The 20,593-nt window shown below is 39.9% G+C and carries 18 protein-coding genes and 1 other annotated feature; of the genes, 7 read left to right on the forward strand and 11 right to left on the reverse strand.

Annotated elements, in window-relative coordinates:
• Window positions 1–213 precede the first annotated feature (213 nt).
• Window positions 214–1,041 (forward strand): histidinol-phosphatase HisJ, encoded by an 828-nt coding sequence (gene hisJ, locus PFZ69_RS03330; protein ID WP_270179601.1) that lies wholly within the window; start codon window positions 214–216, stop codon window positions 1,039–1,041.
• On the opposite strand, the gene refZ is transcribed toward hisJ, so the two are convergent.
• Window positions 1,028–1,681 (reverse strand): forespore capture DNA-binding protein RefZ, encoded by a 654-nt coding sequence (refZ, locus tag PFZ69_RS03335; RefSeq protein WP_270179602.1) that lies wholly within the window; start codon window positions 1,679–1,681, stop codon window positions 1,028–1,030. The two genes, hisJ and refZ, sit on opposite strands and share 14 nt — an antisense overlap.
• A 150-nt stretch (window positions 1,682–1,831) precedes the next feature.
• On the opposite strand from refZ, the gene PFZ69_RS03340 reads away from it, so the two are divergent.
• Window positions 1,832–2,317 carry a GAF domain-containing protein gene (locus PFZ69_RS03340; RefSeq protein WP_270179603.1) on the forward strand — a complete coding sequence of 162 codons (486 nt, stop codon included), beginning with the start codon at window positions 1,832–1,834 and terminating at the stop codon, window positions 2,315–2,317.
• A gap of 55 nt (window positions 2,318–2,372) precedes the next feature.
• On the opposite strand, the gene megL is transcribed toward PFZ69_RS03340, so the two are convergent.
• Complete coding sequence (gene megL, locus PFZ69_RS03345; RefSeq protein ID WP_270179604.1) at window positions 2,373–3,551, reverse strand: methionine gamma-lyase; 1,179 nt, start codon at window positions 3,549–3,551, stop codon at window positions 2,373–2,375.
• 343 nt (window positions 3,552–3,894) lie between these two features.
• Here megL and rpsD point away from each other — a divergent pair, with 343 nt between their 5' ends.
• Window positions 3,895–4,497, forward strand: coding sequence for a 30S ribosomal protein S4 (gene rpsD, locus PFZ69_RS03350; protein WP_224878764.1), 603 nt, complete (start codon window positions 3,895–3,897; stop codon window positions 4,495–4,497).
• A 102-nt stretch (window positions 4,498–4,599) separates the two neighbouring features.
• On the opposite strand, the gene tyrS is transcribed toward rpsD, so the two are convergent.
• Window positions 4,600–5,871, reverse strand: a complete 1,272-nt coding sequence (gene tyrS, locus PFZ69_RS03355) for a tyrosine--tRNA ligase (protein WP_442865087.1) — start codon at window positions 5,869–5,871, stop codon at window positions 4,600–4,602.
• A gap of 49 nt (window positions 5,872–5,920) precedes the next feature.
• Window positions 5,921–6,144: a binding site (T-box leader), on the reverse strand.
• 135 nt (window positions 6,145–6,279) lie between these two features.
• Between tyrS and PFZ69_RS03360 the strand changes: the two genes are divergently transcribed.
• On the forward strand, window positions 6,280–9,402 hold the full coding sequence (locus PFZ69_RS03360) for a transglycosylase domain-containing protein (RefSeq protein ID WP_270179605.1): 3,123 nt from the start codon (window positions 6,280–6,282) through the stop codon (window positions 9,400–9,402).
• 39 nt (window positions 9,403–9,441) lie between these two features.
• On the opposite strand, the gene acsA is transcribed toward PFZ69_RS03360, so the two are convergent.
• Window positions 9,442–11,151, reverse strand: coding sequence for an acetate--CoA ligase (acsA, locus tag PFZ69_RS03365; RefSeq protein WP_442865123.1), 1,710 nt, complete (start codon window positions 11,149–11,151; stop codon window positions 9,442–9,444).
• Window positions 11,152–11,326: 175 nt separating this feature from the next.
• Between acsA and PFZ69_RS03370 the strand changes: the two genes are divergently transcribed.
• The 3 genes from PFZ69_RS03370 to PFZ69_RS03380 are packed head-to-tail and all read left to right on the forward strand — an operon-like array spanning window position 11,327 to window position 13,773.
• Window positions 11,327–11,959, forward strand: a complete 633-nt coding sequence (locus PFZ69_RS03370) for a GNAT family N-acetyltransferase (RefSeq protein WP_270179607.1) — start codon at window positions 11,327–11,329, stop codon at window positions 11,957–11,959.
• A 21-nt stretch (window positions 11,960–11,980) separates the two neighbouring features.
• A complete protein-coding gene (locus PFZ69_RS03375) occupies window positions 11,981–12,628 on the forward strand; it encodes an acetoin utilization AcuB family protein (protein ID WP_270179608.1) in 648 nt (215 codons plus the stop codon).
• On the forward strand, window positions 12,625–13,773 hold the full coding sequence (locus PFZ69_RS03380; protein WP_270179609.1) for an acetoin utilization protein AcuC: 1,149 nt from the start codon (window positions 12,625–12,627) through the stop codon (window positions 13,771–13,773). Before PFZ69_RS03375 ends, PFZ69_RS03380 begins: the two co-directional genes overlap by 4 nt.
• A 41-nt stretch (window positions 13,774–13,814) precedes the next feature.
• Here the strand turns inward: PFZ69_RS03380 and ccpA are convergent, their stop codons facing one another.
• The 7 genes from ccpA to PFZ69_RS03415 form a co-directional block, all read right to left on the reverse strand.
• Complete coding sequence (gene ccpA, locus PFZ69_RS03385; RefSeq protein WP_270179610.1) at window positions 13,815–14,816, reverse strand: catabolite control protein A; 1,002 nt, start codon at window positions 14,814–14,816, stop codon at window positions 13,815–13,817.
• A gap of 295 nt (window positions 14,817–15,111) precedes the next feature.
• Window positions 15,112–16,209: a bifunctional 3-deoxy-7-phosphoheptulonate synthase/chorismate mutase gene (locus tag PFZ69_RS03390; protein ID WP_270179611.1), complete on the reverse strand. Its 1,098-nt coding sequence runs from the start codon at window positions 16,207–16,209 to the stop codon at window positions 15,112–15,114.
• Window positions 16,210–16,358: 149 nt separating this feature from the next.
• On the reverse strand, window positions 16,359–16,688 hold the full coding sequence (gene ytxJ, locus PFZ69_RS03395) for a bacillithiol system redox-active protein YtxJ (protein WP_270179612.1): 330 nt from the start codon (window positions 16,686–16,688) through the stop codon (window positions 16,359–16,361).
• Window positions 16,689–16,778: 90 nt separating this feature from the next.
• Window positions 16,779–17,219, reverse strand: coding sequence for a YtxH domain-containing protein (locus PFZ69_RS03400; RefSeq protein ID WP_270179613.1), 441 nt, complete (start codon window positions 17,217–17,219; stop codon window positions 16,779–16,781).
• A gap of 12 nt (window positions 17,220–17,231) precedes the next feature.
• Window positions 17,232–17,675, reverse strand: a complete 444-nt coding sequence (locus PFZ69_RS03405; protein ID WP_224878775.1) for a DUF948 domain-containing protein — start codon at window positions 17,673–17,675, stop codon at window positions 17,232–17,234.
• A gap of 240 nt (window positions 17,676–17,915) precedes the next feature.
• Window positions 17,916–19,220, reverse strand: coding sequence for a UDP-N-acetylmuramate--L-alanine ligase (gene murC / locus PFZ69_RS03410; RefSeq protein WP_270179614.1), 1,305 nt, complete (start codon window positions 19,218–19,220; stop codon window positions 17,916–17,918).
• 169 nt (window positions 19,221–19,389) lie between these two features.
• Window positions 19,390–20,487 (reverse strand): nicotinate phosphoribosyltransferase, encoded by a 1,098-nt coding sequence (locus PFZ69_RS03415; RefSeq protein ID WP_270179615.1) that lies wholly within the window; start codon window positions 20,485–20,487, stop codon window positions 19,390–19,392.
• Window positions 20,488–20,593 lie beyond the last annotated feature (106 nt).

Genomic DNA, 20,593 nt, shown 5'->3' on the forward strand with positions numbered 1-20,593 from the left:
CGGAAGCACCCCTTCTTCCACATCATCAATTTATGTAAATGAAAACGTAAAAACTCATTTATATGTACAGAATTAATTATATGTGTTTGAAATTTGGTAACGGTATTATGATACCATGTAATTACCTGTTTGACTAAATAAATTCAATATTCGACAGCCAAATTCCTTGATAATGTTATAATTTTTTTGAATTCTTGAAAGAGGTGCTTATATATGAGAAAAAAGTACGATGGCCACGTCCATTCTCCATTTTGTCCACACGGATCTACTGATCCTCTCGAAAGCTATGTTGAAGAAGCAATAAAACGAGGCTTTACTGGATTAACGTTTACCGAGCATGCACCTCTTCCCCCAAGATTCATAGACCCAGTACCATCAAAAGACAGCGGAATGTCACATCAAACATTAGAAGAATACCTTTTAGCAGTCGAAGAAATCAAAGATGTATACCGCGATAAAATAGAAATCAATTGTGGGCTAGAAGTTGACTACATAGAAGGGTATGAAGAAGAAACGAAGAACTTTTTAAATGAGTTCGGACCAAAATTAGATGATTCAATCTTATCTGTTCATTTTATTAAACATAATAACGAGTACACGTGCCTCGACTATAGTCCAGAGTCATTTGAGGAGCTAGTGAGATCGTTAGGCTCAGTCGAGAATGTCCATAAAAAATACTATGAAACAGTCTACTCTTCGTTAACTTCAGATTTAGGAGTTAATAAGCCAAAGCGAATCGGCCACATTAGCTTAGTGAATAAGTTTCAAAAACAGTTTCCATGTGACACGCTCTCACCTAATTATGTGACCTCCATTTTAGATGAAGTAAAAAGACAGGGGCTATCACTTGACTACAATGGGGCAGGAACAGTGAAGCCTCTTTGTAAAGAACCTTATCCCCCTGCTTGGGTCGTGAATGAAGCGATAAGCAGAAAAATCCCTCTTGTCTATGGATCAGACGCCCATAGTTACAAAGGGATTGGTCAAGGTTTAGAGCAGTTAGAACCTATATCTTTTTCTTATCCACTTAGCCGTTCATAGCGAACGGCTTTTGTTTTACCGAGGTCTCTCGACATACATATAACTCAACCCACTGTAATAACTGCTTCGTATATCGTTCAATAAAATAGGCTTCATTAGGCTGAATATGATGAACTTCTAATATATATTGGGGCTGCAGAAAAGGCATCGACAACATCCCTCTTAACTGCATGACGACATAATCGACTGACTGAGGGCGAAACTCCTTATTTGAAAAGCCGGCCTCAAAAATTTTCGATAAATAAAATTTTTCTCTTGATAAATAGGTGGTCATGATTTCTCGGACAAGGACTGAATCGAACGTAATTTCTCTATGAACAAATCTCGCTAACTGTCTATTTTGATGTTGATAGATCATAATCGATCGTAGTGCTTCGACTAAACAAACCTTTGCAGATTTATTATCTAACATTTTATGAACGTTCTCTAACTCTTTGACATAGCCTTCTAGAAAAGTCGTCATCAAAAACTCAGCTAGTCCCTTCTTCCCATTAAAGTAATAAGAGATCAACGAGACGTTCACGCCTGCTTTATTGGCAATATCACGGACTGAAGTTCCATTGTATCCTTTGGTATTGAAGAGTTGAATGGCGGCCTGTATGACGTTTCGCTTCGATACTGTATCTCGCTCCTGCTTCAATTTTGGAACCACCTCCATTTCTTTCGTACTATTACTTTTTCGTTGAACACCCAAACTATCCTTTATTAATCGTGCGACAAAATATGTGTAATAACCTCCAAGTTTTGATATGATTAGCATAATTTCGATACAAAGTTGAGGTGAATAAACTTGTTTGAAGTCGAATCCTACTCAGGCAAGAGAGAAAAAGATTATGAAATGGTCATCAAGCAGCTACAAGCGCTGATTGAAGATGAAACAAACCAAATTGCAAATTTAGCAAATGCTTCTGCATTATTGAATCAGTTTCTGAACGATGTTAACTGGGTTGGCTTTTATTTATATGAAAAAGAAAGCGACCAGCTCGTACTTGGACCTTTCCAGGGCTTACCAGCATGTGTCCGTATTCCGAACGGTCGCGGCGTATGCGGAACTTCTTTGAAAGAAGGTAAAACCATGAGAATTGAGAACGTTCATGAGTTCCCAGGACATATTGCCTGTGATGCCGCTTCTCAATCAGAGATTGTCATTCCAATTCGTTCCTCTAACGACATTATTGGCGTTCTTGATATCGATAGCCCAAGCGTTGGACGATTTGATGAAACGGATGAAAAATATTTAAAGAAGTTTATCACTACATTAGAAAAGAATCTATAAATGAACCAAAAACAGCCGCGAGATTCCGCGGCTGTTTTTATTGACTTAATCGGAGTTACATTTCTAACGCTTGCTCTATATCAGCCCAAATATCTTCCCAAGCTTCTAGACCGATTGAAATTCGAATAAGTGAATCATTGATTCCCATCCTCACTCTTTCTTCTTCTGGTACAACCGCATGTGTCATCGTAGCAGGATGTTGTATCAGTGTTTCTGCATCACCTAAACTTACAGCAATTTTAATCATTTCGAGTCTATTCATGAAGGCCTGTGCCTCTGCTTTCCCGCCCTCTAGCTCGAAACATATGAGCCCGCCAGGCTTTTTCATTTGCTTCTTTGCGATCGAATATGACGGAGACTCTTCCAAACCAGGGTACATGACTTTCTTAATTTTAGGATGTTCCTTCAATTTGTGAACGATTGATTGCGAGTTCTCACAATGGCGGTCCATGCGAAGAGGCAGTGTTTTCAACCCTCTTAATAAAAGCCAAGCATCGAATGGTGATAAGATACCTCCAATGTCCTTTTGTGTCGATTTCGCAATTGAAGAAATCATCTCATGATCACCAACGACTAGACCAGCTACAACGTCACCATGTCCACCAATGTATTTCGTTGCACTATGCAAGACGATGTCGCAATCAAATTCCAAAGGTCTTTGGAGATACGGCGTAGAAAAGGTATTATCGACTACGACGGTGATTCCTCTTTCCTTGGCAATTGAAGAGATCATCTTTAAATCGATCAATTTCAAAGTGGGGTTGATCGGTGTTTCAATGTAGATGACACTCGTGTTTGGTTGAATTGCTTGCAAGATCTGCTCTCTTGAATCAAGAGGTAGTAAGTCATGCTCTACTGAAAACTTTTCTTTCATTAATTGCAATAATCCGAATGTGCACCCATAAACACCTTCTGAACACAAAATATGATCACCTGAACGAACTAGGTGGAATAGGACTGCTGAAACAGCAGCCATTCCTGATCCAAACGCTAAACCAGCCTCTGCTCCTTCTAGTGAAGCGATCCGTTCTTCTAACATCTTCACAGTAGGATTTCCTAATCTAGAATAGATATATCCCGGCTCTTCCCCTGCAAACCTTTTTTCGCCTGCCTCGGCAGTTTCAAACGTAAACGTAGAAGTTTGATATATAGGCGATGCAAGACTGTTATGATGTGTATGAGAATCATAACCTTCATGAATCGTTCTAGTTTCAAATCGACTTTCTTTTCTCAATGTAGCTCCCCCTCTATCTCCAATCTATGTATCATACAATTACATTGTAAGCGCTTTCTTAAATAAGGTGAAGAGGATTTTCAGTTTTTGTAGAAATACCTGACTAGCGAGGAAACGAAGCAAGTTGACACGAGTCGATAGAAAAGGTACAATGACAGTTGTGTAAAATAGAAATGGCAGCATCGTGACGGCTTATGATTTCATTATGTTCCTATTAATAGGTGCGCCGCGTAACCTCCGGCTGCAAGGTGAAGGCGTGTGAAAACATAATGTGCATAATCTGGAATCGCGACACTGTTTTTATTTTATACCAATAAAAATAGTGATAAAGGAGGAGCTAATTATGGCTCGTTATACAGGACCAAGTTGGAAAATCTCTCGTCGTCTTGGTATTTCTCTAAGTGGAACAGGTAAAGAATTGGAAAAGCGTCCTTACGCTCCAGGTCAACATGGACCTAACCAGCGTAGAAAGCTTTCTGAATATGGACTTCAGCTTCAAGAAAAGCAAAAGCTTCGTCACATGTACGGCATGACTGAGCGTCAATTCCGTCGTCTTTTCGATGATGCTGGTAAAATGAAAGGTGTTCATGGTGAGAACTTCATGATTCTTCTTGAATCTCGTCTTGATAACCTAGTTTACCGTATGGGTCTAGCTCGTACTCGCCGCCAGGCTCGTCAGCTAGTTAACCACGGCCACATCACAGTTGATGGCAAGCGTGTTGATATTCCTTCTTACCGCGTAGCAACTGGTCAAGTACTAGGTGTTCGTGAGAAGTCTAACAACCTTGACATCATCAAAGAAGCTATTGAAGTGAACAACTTTGTTCCAGAATACCTTACTTTTGATGCAGATAAGCTTGAAGGTACGTACTCTCGCCTTCCTGAGCGTTCTGAACTTCCTGCAGAAATCACTGAAGCTCTTATCGTTGAGTACTACTCTCGTTAAGCTGTTTCTTAAAAACCTCGGACTTTTTGTCCGAGTTTTTTTTATTTTTTATGCTGATAGCAAAAGGCCGGTAATCACATTATGATTACCGGCCTTGCAAGATTAGAATGTAAGAAGGAAATATTTTTTCTTTCCTCTTCTAATAATAACGTATTGTCCTTCAATCCGATCTGAAGAAGAAATGACCTTATCCATTTCTTGACTACGGTCACCGTTAATATAGATAGCACCATTCTTAATATCTTCTCTAGCCTGTCGCTTTGAAGATGAGATACCAGCTTCTACAAGCAAATCGATCAAGCCTTTTTCTTCCTCTTCAACATGGTAAGAAGGTACATCTTTAAAACCTTGACGAATTTCATCTGCAGTCAACTCTTTTATGTCACCGCTGAACAGAGCTTTTGAAATGTTGATCGCTTGCTGAAGCTTCTCATCACCATGAACAAGTTTCGTTACTTCTTCAGCTAATTTACGATGAGCCTCTCTCTTTTCAGGAGCTTCGTTATTAGAAGCTTCAAGTTCTTTAATTTCTTCGACGCTTAAGAAAGTAAAGTAATAAAGGAATTTTACTACATCGCGATCATCTGTATTGATCCAGAATTGGTAGAATTCATAAGGAGACGTTTTGTCTGCATCAAGCCAAATTGCGCCGCCTTCTGATTTACCAAATTTGGATCCATCACTCTTTGTAACGAGTGGAAACGTTGCGCCAAACGCTTTAGGACGTTCCCCTTCTTCTGATCCTTCTTCTTTACGAATCAATTCTAGTCCAGCAGTAATGTTCCCCCACTGATCGCTACCGCCGATTTGCAGACGGCAGTTCTCATTACGATACAATTCAAGAAAATCATAAGACTGAAGGATCATGTACGTGAACTCAGTGAAAGAAATTCCTGCATCGAGACGGGATGAAACAGAATCTTTTGCTAGCATGTAGTTCAATCCAAAGTTCTTTCCAATATCACGTAGAAATGGAATGATGTTTAACCCGCCGATCCAATCAAAGTTGTTCACAGCTTTTGCTGGGTTTTCACTAGTCTCAAAATCAAGAAAGCGAGCGAGCTGTCCTTGTAGCTTGTTCGTCCATTCTTGAACGATATCCTCAGAATTTAGTGTCCTCTCATTCGCACGTCCACTCGGATCTCCAATAAGTCCCGTCGCACCCCCAACTAATGCGATCGGTGTATGACCAGCAAGCTGAAACCTTCTAAGAGCAAGTACTGGAAGAAGGTGTCCTATATGCAGACTATCTGCAGTCGGATCAAAACCAGAATAGATTCCAATGCTGTTTTCGGAAAGCTCTTTCTTAAGACCCTCTTCATCAGTTACCTGATTGATTAACCCTCTAGCTTCTAGTTCATCTAAAATATGCATTATACTGACTCCTTTTAAAGTAAATTTCAACATAAAAAACCCGCCCCTGGTAAGGGACGAGTTTGATCGCGGTACCACCCTTGTTGAAGGAAATAACCTTCCTCCCACTTCATCAGGATAACGGCCTGGTCCGTCTTGATGCTACACAGGCATTTCCCTTCACACCAGATGCTCATGGAAGTAATTCACATTTCCCTTTATATTGGTTCACACCAGCCACCAACTCTCTGAAATAGGGAGAAAAACGCTACTTCGTCCACTCTTCGCATACCCGTTTAAAAATCTAACTAAATTAATATCATACTTTATACCTCAATGTCAATTCTAGCCCCTGTTCCTTAAGGAAGCTTTATACAAATATCGACTAGATATGCTATAATATATAGGATTAATTGAGGAGGTATAGGAATGCGAGAGCTTTTTTCTTCTATCAGGTCGAAGTGGAACGCGTTCATCGATAGATTGCAAGAGTACAACATCTTAACTGGCTCAAGGATCGCTTATAAAGTTGTTTGGAATTTATTCTTAATTTTTCTAGTACTTGGGCTTATGGGCGGCTTGTTTGCCGGAGGTGTTGGTGCAGGTTACTTTGCATCTCTAGTAAAAGATGAACCGATTCGCTCCTATGATGAGATGAAGAGAGACGTCTATAACTATGAAGAAACAAGTGAGATATACTTTGCTGACGATGTTCTTCTCGGTAACTTTCGGTCTGATATAGAGCGAAAGGAAGTCGATTTAAAAGACGTGTCCCCTTTAGTACAAAAGGCAGTCATTTCAACTGAAGACGAATATTTTTATGACCACGAAGGCATTGTTCCAAAAGCAATAGGCCGAGCGATTCTTCAAGAGCTCACGAACTCTGAAGATCGTACCGGTGGTAGTACGTTGACTCAACAGCTTGTGAAAAACCAAATATTAACGAGAGAAGTATCGTTTGAACGTAAAGCGAAGGAAATGCTTTTAGCTTTGCGCCTTGAAAACTTCTTTGAAAAAGAAGAAATTCTTGAAGCATACCTTAATGTCGTACCGTTCGGTCGAAATGCTTCTGGCAGAAACATTGCAGGTATTCAATCTGCAGCACAAGGAATCTTTGGTGTGAGCGCTAGTGAATTAAACCTACCACAAGCAGCTTTCATTGCAGGACTACCGAAAAACCCGTATACATACACTCCTTTTACAAACTCAGGAGTCGTGAAAGATGATCTTACACCTGGTATCGACCGGATGAATTTTGTCCTCTACCGCATGTATACAGAAGGGTCGATAACTGAGGAAGAATACACTAAAGCAAAAGAATATGATATCGAAAAAAATTTAACAGATTCTTCTCCATCACCCTTTGAGAAACACCCTTATTTAACCTTCGAAATTGAAGACAGAGCAAAGCGTGCTCTTGCAATGCAATTTGCCGATGAAGAAGGATACGATGGCAAAAAGCTGGCTAAAAGTATAGATCAGTATAATCAAATTTCTTACAATGCCAATATATCAACAAGATCACCAGCAGATATTGCCGAATTCATGGGTCATAGTTGGGAAGATATAAAGAAAAACTCAGAGATATTTGTTGAGTTTATGGAAAATGCAGAGAAAGAGCTTCGGAAGAACGGATACAAAATTCATACAACAATTGATAAAGAAATGTATGAGAAAATGAATTCTGCGAAGGATAGCGTCCTTGATAACTCTAACTATTTCGAAGCACCGAAAACGGCATCAGTGCAGGATCCTGAAACTGGAGAAATGGTTCAAAAAGAATTTCCAATGCAGGTTGGTAGTATTTTAATAGAAAATAAAACCGGTAAAATACTATCATTTGTTGGTGGTAGAGATTTTAAAGTAGAACAATTAAATCATGCTACAGGAGCTTATCGTGCAAATGGTTCAACAATGAAACCTCTACTTGATTATGCTCCAGCTATGGAAGTAGGTAAAGTTCAACCTGGGTATATCATTCCCGATATTCCTTCAGATGAGATGTGGCTCCCTAAGAACTATGGTGGAAGATATCATGGTTTAGTTACAGCTAGAAAAGCACTAGAGAGATCTTATAACGTTCCAGCAACAAGGATCTATTCTAAACTGGATCAAAAGGAAGCTACGAATTATTTAGTGAAAATGGGCTTCAGTACACTAACAGTAGATGATCGAGCCAACCTAGCAACTTCTATTGGCTCCCTAGAACGTGGTGTAAGTGTAGAAGAGAATACAAATGCTTTTGGTACTTTTGCTAACGGTGGTAAATTCGTAGATGCTTATATGATAGAAAAGATTGTAGATCGTGATGGAAATACTATATTCGAACAGAAGTCAGAACCTGTAGATGTTTTTAGTCCTCAAACATCATACTTAACAATTGATATGATGAGAGATGTAATAAGTCAGGGTACTGCTATGGATATACCTGGGAAGTTAAAATTCTCTACGGATTGGGCTGGTAAGACTGGTACAGGTCAGGATTATAAGGATGCTTGGTTTGTAGCTGTAAATCCCAATGTTTCCCTAGGAGTATGGACAGGTTACGATATAGAAATGAGCATGAACTCAAACATGTATTCAAAACGGAATAAAAACCTTTGGGCGTTATTTGCTAATGCAGCATATGATGCAAATCCTGAAATAATGGATCCACAAAAACGATTCGATATGCCTACTGGTATTGTTAGAAGGTCGTTCTGTGGAATATCTGGAAAACTCGCATCTGATCTGTGTCAGCAAGCTGGACTTGTTCAAACTGATTTGTTTAATGCTAAATACGTACCAACAGAAGTCGATGACAGTTTGACACAAGGAAGATATGTGGTCATTAAAGGGAAAACTTATGAAGCACTTTCTTCAACACCAGCAGAATTTGTCACAAGCGGCGTTATGATTAAAGAAGATTACTTTGAAGGTATCGACCTTAGTACCCTTCTTCCATCTAAATTCGAAAACTTGAACATCGTTTCCGAGGGAACTGTCGCTAAAGAAAATGGCAAGAAGCCAGGCGCAATCGGTAACGTATCGATAAACGGCTCTACTCTTAACTGGAACGAATCAGGAGAAAGTGATATTGTGGGTTATCGCATTTACCGTGCAGGAAATGGTAGTAATTCATTTACTAAGCTAGGTAGTGTGAAAGCATCTGATGGAAGTTCATTCAATATTCCTTCAGGTTCTTATGCTTACTATGTTACAGCAGTAGATGTTGCCGGGAATGAATCATCTCCTTCTGCAAAAGTTACATCTGGAGATTGGTCTGATAAGCCAGAAGAAGAAGAAAAACCAGATCCTCCTAAAGAAGATGAAGATGATGGTTCCGGTGAAGATAACAATGATGATTCAAGTGACGGTAACAGCGATGACTCAAACGATGGGAATGAAGAGACGAACGGTGAAAGCTCAGGAAACGATTCTGGAGAAGGGAACAATAGTAGCTCCGGTTCAAATTCCAATGATTCAAGTTCCAATAATTCAAGTTCCAATAATTCCAACACTAATCAAAGCAACAGCTCGAATAGTAATGGAGAGTCATCCAGCAATGGATAGCAAAATCCCCGCAGCAGTAGCTGCGGGGATTACTTTTTATTAATCTTCCATGGTAGATAGATCACCAGTTGGTAGATCGAGCTCCCATGCCTTCAATACTCGACGCATAATCTTACCACTTCTTGTTTTAGGTAACTTATCTCGGAATTCGATTTCACGAGGTGCTGCATGTGCAGCAAGACCTTTCTTTACGTGATTACGAATTTCTTCCATCAGTTCATCAGACGGATCGTAACCATCTCGAAGTGCAATAAATGCTTTGATAATCTCACCACGTACTGGATCTGGTTTTCCGATCACACCTGCCTCAGCAACTGCCGAATGCTCAACAAGCTTACTCTCAACTTCAAATGGACCGACTCGTTCACCTGAAGTCATGATCACATCATCAACTCGACCCTGGAACCAAAAGTATCCATCCTCATCTTTATATGCAGAATCCCCTGACACGTACCAATCGCCCTTCATAAAGTAACTTTCATACTTTTCTTGACGATTCCAGATTGCACGCATCATGGAAGGCCATCCTTTTTTGATAGCAAGGTTGCCCATACGGTTAGCTGGCAGCTCATTACCTTGATCATCCACGATCGCTGCATGAACACCTGGGATTGGTTTACCCATAGAACCTGGCTTAATTTCCATAGAAGGATAATTACTGATGAGCTGTGCACCAGTCTCCGTCATCCACCAATTATCATGGATACGTTGATCTAACACTTTGTTACCCCACTTGATAACCTCAGGATTTAGAGGTTCACCTACACTGAGTACGTGACGAAGTGTAGAGAGATCATAATTTTTTACGATTTCATCACCCGCACCCATAAGCATACGGAATGCAGTAGGTGCACTATACCAGACGGTCACACCATATTTTTCAATGGTAGAATACCAATCTTCTGGGCTAAAACGTCCTCCGCGAATAACATTGGATGTACCTGCTAGCCAAGGTGCGAAAATTCCATAAGATGTACCTGTAACCCAACCCGGGTCTGCAGTACACCAGTATACATCATCTTCTTTAAGATCCAGCACCCATTGTGCTGTTTGGTAATGTTGAATCATAGCATTATGAACATGAAGGACACCTTTTGGTTTCCCGGTTGAACCTGACGTATAATGAAGAATCATTCCATCTTCACGATCCACCCATTCGATTTTCAGGTTTTTATCAGCCGTTTCAAAATGATGGTGAAAATCAATATAAGGTCCTTCTTCTTTCACATTATCCCCAACAAGCACGACGCTCTCTAGATGAGGAAGCTCATCTACAGGTACGCGATCGAGCAACTCAGGTGTAGTAACAAGTACTTTTGCTTCGCTATCTTCAAGTCGATCACGCACTGCCCCTTCCATAAACGCTTCAAATAATGGTCCAGCAATCGCACCAAGCTTCAAAGATCCAAGCAAAATAAAATATAGTTCAGGAGAACGAGGCATAAAGATGAAAACTCGATCACCTTTTTCAACATTAACCTTCTTCAACACGTTTCCAGCTTTGTTACTTAAGGTTTTCATTTCACTATACGTATACTTTTCATCTCTTTTTGAATCAGAGAAATAGAGGGCTACTTTATTTTTCCTATCGGATTCAGCGTGCTTATCGATTGCTTCATAAGCCATATTCACTTTCCCAGTTTCATTCCAGGAAAATGCTTTTTCTGCTTCTTTCCATTCAAAATTCTCATAAGTAGCTTCATAATCCTGTAGATTGTGATTTCCACGAGTTGCGGAAAGCGATTTCATTTCCAAGTAATTCTCCTCCTTCTTCTACATCTTTCAATGATTTCACTGATAGTATAACATAAATTCGTAATATTTTAACAAATAACAAAAGTTAATAAAATCATTCTGAAACCCCTTACATTTACGTGTAATCATGTATAATAAGAGCTGAGATCGTTATTAAGGTGGTGACTAGATGGAACATCAAAAGACATATAATGCAATCGAATGGAACACTCCACATGGAAAATTAATTATCGAGGGACCAATTACTCCCGACCGCCTGGCCTCCTATCATTTACATAAAGATCTGGTAGCATTTCGCCCACCCGAGCAGCAACATAAGGCGTTAATAGAAATTGCTGGACTTCCAGAAGGAAGAATCATCGTAGCAAGAGAACGTGAAACCATTGTTGGTTACGTGACATATTTGTACCCAGATCCTATGGAACGATGGTCAGAAGGAAATATGGAAAACTTACTTGAGCTTGGAGCCATTGAAGTTATTCCTAAATATCGCAACGCTAAGGTTGGGAAAAGCTTGCTAAGAACATCCTTTATGGATGATGCGATGAATGATTATATCGTAATCACTACTGAGTATTATTGGCATTGGGACCTTAGAGGAACTGGCTTGTCAGTATGGGATTATCGAAAAGTGATGGAAAAAATGATGAACGCTGGTGGATTAGAATGGTATGCCACTGATGACCCAGAAATAAGCTCTCACCCTGCCAATTGTTTAATGGCTAAGATTGGATCAAGGGTAGACCGAGAGTCCATACAAGCTTTTGACGCGTTACGCTTTCAAAACCGTTTCATGTATTGAGACTTAAAGGAGTGAGAGGACTTGATCATTGAGGAAATAATGAATAGAAACGTGTATTCTCTGAACGAATCGCAAACGATTGCTAGTGGCATTAAAGTGATGAGAGAAAAGAATATACGTCATCTTCCAATTGTTAATAATGATGGAGAATTAGTAGGAATCGTTTCAGATCGGGATGTAAAAGAAGCTAGTCCCTCAATCCTCGATATGGACCCTAACAGAGAAGTATTACAGTCTTCTCTTTCTTCTATTATGAAAAAAGATGTGATCACCGCCCATCCGCTTGATTTCGTAGAAGAAATCTCAACTGTCTTCTATGAACATCGAATTAGCTGTATCCCAATCATAGAGAATAGAAAAGTGGTTGGCATCGTTACCGAAACAGATATGCTTCACACGTTAATCCTGCTTACAGGAGCACATCAACCAAGTTCACATATCGAGGTTCAAGTAGAAAACGTCTCAGGAAAGCTCGCAGATATCACACAGATTATCAGGAAACGTAACGTGAACATCATAAGTGTGCTAGTTTATCCTTGTAGCCATAACGAAGGGTTTAAAAACATCGTGTTTAGAGTTCAAACGATGAATCCAACAGCTGTTGTAGATGATATTAAGGCTGAGGGATATGAGGTGCTTTGGCCAAGTTTGCCGGGTGTTAAGAGATGAAGTGTGATTCATTATTCGTCTACTCCTCAGATTACTTAAACTACAAATTCAGTGACAACCATCCCTTCAACCATATCAGGGTTCAATTAACCCATGATCTATTAACAGAAGTTAACGTATTATCAAAGGATGATATTATATCGCCTCGCATTGCGACTGACGATGAGATAGCATTGATTCACGATCCAGCTTATATACAAGCAGTAAAAGATGCTGGAAAAGGAACGCTTGCCTCTTCTGTTGCTTCTAACTACGGTTTAGGAACCGAGGATACACCGATTTTTTCAAATATGCACGAAGCAAGTGCTCTACTTGTAGGGGGAACGTTAACTGCAGTCGATGCTGTGATGGATGGAAAAGCAAACCATGCTCTAAATATTGGTGGCGGACTACACCATGGATTTCGCGGAAAAGCCTCTGGTTTTTGCATATATAATGACAGTTCCATCGCAATCGAGTATATGAAGAAAAAATATAACGCGAAAGTTCTTTACGTCGATACTGACGCTCATCATGGAGATGGCGTACAGTGGGCTTTCTATGATGATCCGAATGTGTGCACCCTTTCAATTCATGAAACCGGTCGTTACTTGTTTCCTGGTACTGGAAATATTAATGAAAAAGGTCATGGCAAAGGCTATGGCTTCTCTTTTAACGTTCCGATCGATGCGTTTACTGAAGATGAATCTTTTCAGGAAGTCTATGAGACCTCTTTTCGAAAAGTAATCGAGTTTTTCAAGCCTGACGTTATTCTTACTCAGAATGGTGCAGATGCGCATTATTACGATCCTCTCACCCATCTTTCCGTTTCAATGAAGAGCTTTGAATTTATCCCTAGACTAGCACATGAGCTTGCGCATGAATATTGCGGAGGCAAATGGATTGCTGTCGGTGGCGGGGGATACGATGTATGGAGAGTCGTTCCAAGAGCATGGTCTAGAATTTGGCTCGAGATGAAGAACAAGAATGCTTCAGGTTCTCTTCCAGAAAAATGGATTGAACGGTGGCAGTCTTTAGCACCGTTCGAACTACCGAAAACTTGGCATGATCCTCAAGACCTTTATGAACCTATTCCAAGAAAGAGTGAAATTACAGAAAAGAATAAGCTTACGTTAGAAAGATCGCTCTATCAGATCAGCCAATAAAAAAACGAACCTGAATTCCAGGTTCGTTTTTTATGCAAAATTTACTTCTTAGTTGAGTTTCTATGCTGAATACGGTGAGGAAGGACAACGGTTTGTTCTTCCACTGTTTCTTTGTTCATGAACTTCGTTAAGAGTCGCATTGCTACAGCTCCAATATCGTACATAGGTTGTACGACTGTAGATAGCGTTGGTCGAACCATCGTTGCAAGTCTTGTGTTATCAAAGCCAACAACTTCGAGGTCTTCAGGAACCTTGTAGCCATTATCCTGAGCACCATGAATGATTCCGAGTGCCATCTCATCAGTACCTCCAAAAATGGCAGTCGGCATGTTGTCTTTTTCAATAAATCCAGTCATCGCTTCGATTCCAGAATCGTATGTGTAATCACCAATAGCAACCATGTCTTCATCCACTTTTAACCCAGCATCTTCAAGTGCTCTGCGGTAACCTAGGAACTTTTCTTCACCATTGATAGGATCTTCAAGAGGGCCACTTACTAGTCCAATCTTCTTATGACCTTTCTCAATGAACTCCGATACTAAGTCATAAGCTGCCTGTTGATAATCGATGTTAACAGATGGTACCTCATTTGTTTTCTCAAGTGTAGCAGCTAAAACGATCGGTACAGGTGAGCGTTTAAACTCTTCAACGTGTTCTTCAGTAATTTCCCCGCCCATAAAGACGATTCCATCTACTTGCTTACCAAGCATCGTGTTAAGAAGATGGATTTCTTTTTCTTTGTTCTGATCTGAATTACTGAGGATGATATTGTAATTATACATCGTTGCAATATCCTCAATACCTCTAGCAAGCTCAGCAAAGAAAATACTGGATATATCAGGGATGATTACACCAACAGTCGTCGTTTTCTTACTAGCAAGACCACGTGCTACTGCGTTAGGTCGATAGCCTAAACGTTCGATTGCTTCGTGGACCTTTTTCCTTGTAGCAGGTTTAACATTAGGGTTTCCATTTACAACCCTCGATACCGTCGCCATGGATACTCCTGCTTCTTTTGCTACATCATAAATCGTTGTATTCACGATAATCCTCCTTCATGCTCTTTCGGACTTTGATTTAGTTAATGATACGATACTATCCTTCTGACTGCAAATTTCCCGCAGTCGCTCCTACCTATAAGTTTCGGTATTATTCTATCACCCTATACGGTATATGCGTATGTATTTTATTTCACAAGAAAGTAACTGTATTAAAGATAGCACATTTATAACTTTTTTGCTTTAATATAAAGAAATTTTCACAAGTTAGATAGAAATCCATTATAACGCAAAAAAACAGACCGTCGAAAGGGATATCTCGACAGTCTGTTTTTGGTTACTACGTAGTAGGTGCAGCTTTCGCTGGGTTGAAAAGCCCGCTCAATTTTAAATCATCTACGAATTTCTCGTATTGAGGAATATCAAGCTGTTGTGCCGCATCTGAAAGCGCTACTGCTGGGTCAGGGTGAACCTCTACCATGATTCCATCTGCTCCAATAGCAAGTCCAGCCTTTGCTGCAGGCAGTAGAAGATCTCTTCGACCTGTTGAATGTGTAACGTCTACAAATACAGGTAAATGAGTTTCTTGCTTTAAGATCGGTACTGCAGTGATGTCTAGCGTGTTGCGTGTTGCTTTCTCGTAAGTTCGAATACCACGCTCACAAAGCATTACTTGTGTATTTCCTTTTGAGACAATGTATTCAGCGGCGTTGATAAACTCCTGAATCGTTGCTGAAAGACCTCGCTTGAGAAGTACAGGCTTATCGACTGAACCAGCTGCCTTTAACAATTCAAAGTTCTGCATGTTTCGTGCTCCGATTTGAATAACATCCACATATTTCTCAGCAATTTTGATATCTGCTGGGTTTACGATCTCACTTACAACTGCTAGATCATATTCATCCGCAACCCGTTTTAAGATTTTAAGACCTTCTTCACCAAGACCTTGGAAATCATATGGTGAAGTACGAGGTTTAAAAGCACCTCCGCGAAGCATTTTAAAGCCTTGCTTCTTAACAGCCTTTGCAACTTCCGCAACTTGTTCGTAGCTTTCAACTGCACACGGACCTGAGATCAATACTTGACCACCAGCTCCAATCTTTTCGCCTTTGATGTCGATCACTGTGTTGTCAGGCTGACGCTTACGTGAAACCAATAGAGCTTTTCGATGGTCATCTTCTTGTAACTCAAGACTCGCTTTGAAAATCTCTTTAAAGATATGCTGCAGAGTGGACGTTTCAAACGGCCCATCATTCTTCTCTGCTAGCAGATCAAGCATTTTGCGTTCTCGTACTGGATCAAAACGATTGATCCCCTGAGATTTCTTAATTCTGCCTATTTCCTGTGCTATTTCTGCACGCTCGTTAATTAAATCGAGCAACTGCAAGTTAATCTCGTCTAGTTTTTCTCTCAACTCGTCAATCTGAATGTTAGCCATAATGTTTCCACTCCCTATCTATATAAGTGATTAGGGATATTATATACGAAGAAAAATAAAATGTCACTACTTTTAGTTTAATTCTTAGACGCTTTTAAGCATTAAATCGTGTAAGTGAATAAAAAACGGCTTCATAGAGCCGTTTTCCCTCAATTTTTTTTCACAGCATCGTTTAAAGAAGTATATGTGATTCTCCAATGTGAATCATTCCATACCACATTTTCACCATCGATCAGTAACGCCTGTGGCGATTGATGTTTCACTCCATAAGATTCAGCAATATCGTTTGATAGGGGTCTTGCTTCCTGTACATTTAAGTAATAGACGTCCTGATCATAATCTTCAGCGAACTTCTCAAACTCCTCAAAAGCCTGAGCACTGATTGGACAAGTCGTGCTATTTTTGAATACTAGAATCTTGTTGTTTTCGTTCTTTATTTTTGAAAAGTCGTCTAGTGTTGAAAGTTTGTTAATTGCCATATGATCATCATCCTTTCCTTCTTAATCCCCATTATAAAGGAAAAGAGAGCATACAAAAAGGAGAAGCACTTATTGCTCCTCCTTCGTTCATTAGTCTTGCTGATACTGGTGTCTAGTTGGGTTTTCGTTTGTAGCTGGCTCATCCTCAACAAAATGATCGTTCAAGTCACGCTGAAAGCTTTCAACATCTTCGTCCGCTTGTGCACGCACTTCAGGATCTTCAGAGTTAGCTTTTCGCTCTTTGATCTTTGAAACGATATTGTTTGATTGATCAGATACCTGCTTGTAAATTGTGTTTGATTTCTCTTTCGCACGGTTCGCAAAGTCCGTTCCACGCTCAACAGCTGTATCGCGGAATTGAGACGTTCTTTCTTTTACTACACCAGCTTGCTGGTTCAAGTCACTGCGAAGCTCTTTACCTGATTTTGGAGCAGATAGTAGGGCTGCAGCTGCACCTACGATTCCACCGATTAATGATCCGATGATAAAATCTTTTGTGTTAATATTATTGTTATTGTTCTCGTTTGACATGTGATCAACCTCCTAAGATTTTGAATCGATATATTGATCTGTCGCTTTTTTCTTTACTTGCCATTTCTGCCAGATTTGCATCGCAGCATTACCCCATTGAACAACTTTGGTTACTTGTTCTGATTGGCGCTCTGCTTCATCAGTTACTTTCTCTGAAATGTTCTTCAATGAACTGTTCATCTTACCTAGTGACGTTCCAACCTCTCTCACTTGAACGAATACCGTATCCAGAGCTTCTGATTTCCCCTGAATATCCTCTGCAAGAAGGTTAGTCTTATGTAACAATGCTGTTGTTTCTGTAGTAAGACCATTCATTTGTTTTTCAAGACTATCAAGAGTTTTTGCTGTGTTACTAAGCGTGTCTTTTAACGATTTCAATGTTTGTGCAACGAAATATACAAGTACTGCAAATGCAATGGCAATAATAGCTACACTCAAATAAAGAATAATCTCCATCTCCTGGCACCTCCTTTTCTAACTGTGTTCCCTTGATTGGTCTCTTATAAACACTAGTTTGGCATTTCACAAAAAGTAACAAAATGAGCCAACCTTACTACTACTATTCGTTAGAATATCCATTATTCCTTTTTTACAAACTTTCTTTTCAGAGAAGAAATTGGATAAATTGTGACTTTCTTCTATGAAAGGCTTTTCATTAAAAAATAAAAACAAGAAAAGGCTCTTGGCCTTTCCTTGCTATAGTGACGCTTTCTCCGTTTCATAAGCAGCTTGATATTTTTGAATATCACCAGCACCCATGAATAGGAGAACGCCTTTATTATGATCATTCAGTTTCTGAATCGATTCCTCAGTAATAAGATGCGAGTTCGGAATCTTTTCCATCAGATGATCAATCGTTAATTGACCTGATTCTTCTCTAGCTGATCCAAAAATGTCACAAAGATAAACGACATCTGCTTCTTTTAAGCTATCAGCAAAGTCATCTAAGAACGTTTTCGTACGCGTAAAAGTATGAGGTTGGAAAATAGCGACCACTTCACGGTTCGGATACTTTTGTTGAGCAGATTCAATCGTTGCTTTAATCTCAGTAGGATGATGAGCATAATCATCGATCAACACCTGATCGTCCACAGTTTTTTCGGTGAACCTACGCTTTACGCCCTTGAAATTTTGAAGTTGCTTTTGTACAGCATCACCCGGAAGGTTTTCATAATGGCATAACGCAACTACGGAAAGTGCGTTTAGGACGTTGTGCTTCCCATAGGTAGGGATCTGGAACGTTCTATAATAATCATCACGAACATGTACATCGAACGTTGTGCCATTTTCGTCTACTTTAATATTCGTAGCTTGAAAATCGTTCTGCTCATCGAAACCGTAGAAGACTACGGGCACTTTTGTTTGAATTTGCTGAAGGTAAACATCGTCACCAAATGCGATGATTCCTTTTTTAACAAGCATAGCCATCTCTTGAAACGCTGAAAAAACATCTTCGACATCTGAAAAATAATCCGGATGGTCAAAATCGATGTTTGTCATGATCGCATAATCAGGCTGGTATGATAAAAAATGACGGCGATATTCACATGCTTCAAATACAAAATACTGGCTATCTTTAACCCCTTTTCCGGTACCATCTCCGATTAAAAAGGATGTTGGTTCTGCTTCGCCGATTACGTGAGCGAGCAGCCCAGTGGTTGATGTTTTGCCATGTGAACCTGTCACTGCAATACTGGTGAACTTTTGAATAAAGTCACCAAGGAATTTATGATAACGATAGACAGGAAGGTTCATCTCTCGAGCGCGAACTAACTCCTCGTGTTCATCATCAAACGCATTGCCGGCGATTATAATCATGTTCTCATCAATATTTTCTTCTGAGAACGGAAGAATGGTAATACCTTTTTGCTCAAGGGCTTCCTGGGTAAAAAAGCGTTTCTCAACATCAGAACCTTGAACGTTGTAACCCATGTCGTTCAAGATCTGCGCAAGTGCGCTCATTCCGGAGCCCTTAATGCCAACAAAGTGATATATAGTCATTTCAGAACCTCCACACTTTCATTTCTACACCGAATATCTTCTTTATTATATGAAATCTTTACAATCATGCTCCCTAATTCTGTACAATAACGCATTATAGCATAAATAAGGGGATGCTCCAATAATCGATAAACACTGGCTAAAAAAGACAGGATTTTCCCCTGTCTCCTTACTCTACTCGTTCTAGCCTAGGGTTCGGACGATATTTCCTACCTGCTTTCGCTTCTGGCTCCTCGTCGATAATAACATTATCTCCGGTAAACCCGATGTTTACTTTCAGCAGGCTGCTCCCAACTCCATAAATATCTACCGGTACGTTCTGGCCCTCGAATTCTCGAATTCTTTCTTCTGTGAATCCTCCGCTCACAACGATCTTAACATGATCGAAACCTTCTTGATTTAGAGCTTCTCTTAACGCGAATATTAATTCAGCATTTACGCCTCGAGGGTCAAATGTTCCAAGCACATCTGGATTTCTCCAGAAATATTGATCGACCATCGTTCTAGACGTGTCGACTCGAACACCTTTTAATGTATCACCGAACTCTCTAGCTACTCTGAGAGAATCTGTAATCACGTCGTTATTATAATCTACTAAGGCGATCAAATCATCTTCAGGATATTTAGAATGGTACGCTTTTGATGCTTCGACCACATCTCCTTTGAACAATTGGATCAAAGCATGCGGCATCGTGCCCATCCCTCTTTTTCCCCACCATTCATTCATAGCGTGTGTTGCTTGCGCTGTAGATCCACCAATGTATGAGGCATAACCATCTCCTGCTTGTTGTGTATAATGATCGTCACGATCACCCATAAAGATAACTGGTTTTTGAATACCTGAAGATCTCGCTGCTTTAACAACATGATATACATTCGTAGCAACTGACGTTCTTCTGCCTAGTATTCCATCAATTATCCCTTCAAGAAAACCAAAGTTTTGATATGGTCCCTTAATTTTCAGCACCGTTTCGAACGGTGATATTTTATCTCCATCCTTTAATGAATGGATTTCAAGTGAGTCAGGATCTTTTGCGAACGTTTTAATCAAAGCAATTGCTTCGTCTGACCCACAAAGGACAGCATCATTCTTTTGGAAGAACTGCATCGTCACGATATTATCCGGTTTATACTCTTCTACGATCTCACACGTTTTCAAAAAGTAGACTGCTGAAAACCAGCCCTCTTTCACTCGTTCGTCAAATTTAAACGTGCGATTTGTTAAACGTTTTATTTCACCTTGCATTTTCAGTTCAATTTCTTTCATTCTGGGGCTCCTTCAAGTAGTTTCGTCATTCGAATGTGAGCTCTATAGTTACTAGTATTCTTAATTATTAAGATAAAAAAACATATCTTTTTACACACTCTATATC

The organism is Alkalihalobacillus sp. CinArs1 (genome assembly GCF_947387515.1).
GTDB lineage: Bacteria > Bacillota > Bacilli > Bacillales > Guptibacillaceae > Guptibacillus.

Bases quoted from the DNA above. Each gene is read 5' to 3' on its own strand.
- tyrS (WP_442865087.1), bottom strand. From the start codon at position 5,871: ATGCATATTTTAGATGAACTAGAAGCTAGAGGGTTAATCAATCAGGTA.
- PFZ69_RS03390 (WP_270179611.1), bottom strand. From the start codon at position 16,209: ATGGCTAACATTCAGATTGACGAGTTGAGAGAAAAACTAGACGAGATT.
- ytxJ (WP_270179612.1), bottom strand. From the start codon at position 16,688: ATGGCAATTAACAAACTTTCAACACTAGACGACTTTTCAAAAATAAAG.
- rpsD (WP_224878764.1), top strand. From the start codon at position 3,895: ATGGCTCGTTATACAGGACCAAGTTGGAAAATCTCTCGTCGTCTTGGT.
- PFZ69_RS03415 (WP_270179615.1), bottom strand. From the start codon at position 20,487: ATGAAAGAAATTGAACTGAAAATGCAAGGTGAAATAAAACGTTTAACA.
- PFZ69_RS03405 (WP_224878775.1), bottom strand. From the start codon at position 17,675: ATGGAGATTATTCTTTATTTGAGTGTAGCTATTATTGCCATTGCATTT.
- murC (WP_270179614.1), bottom strand. From the start codon at position 19,220: ATGACTATATATCACTTTGTTGGCATTAAGGGCTCCGGAATGAGCGCA.
- PFZ69_RS03370 (WP_270179607.1), top strand. From the start codon at position 11,327: ATGGAACATCAAAAGACATATAATGCAATCGAATGGAACACTCCACAT.
- acsA (WP_442865123.1), bottom strand. From the start codon at position 11,151: ATGAAATCGCTTTCCGCAACTCGTGGAAATCACAATCTACAGGATTAT.
- PFZ69_RS03400 (WP_270179613.1), bottom strand. From the start codon at position 17,219: ATGTCAAACGAGAACAATAACAATAATATTAACACAAAAGATTTTATC.
- PFZ69_RS03360 (WP_270179605.1), top strand. From the start codon at position 6,280: ATGCGAGAGCTTTTTTCTTCTATCAGGTCGAAGTGGAACGCGTTCATC.
- hisJ (WP_270179601.1), top strand. From the start codon at position 214: ATGAGAAAAAAGTACGATGGCCACGTCCATTCTCCATTTTGTCCACAC.
- PFZ69_RS03380 (WP_270179609.1), top strand. From the start codon at position 12,625: ATGAAGTGTGATTCATTATTCGTCTACTCCTCAGATTACTTAAACTAC.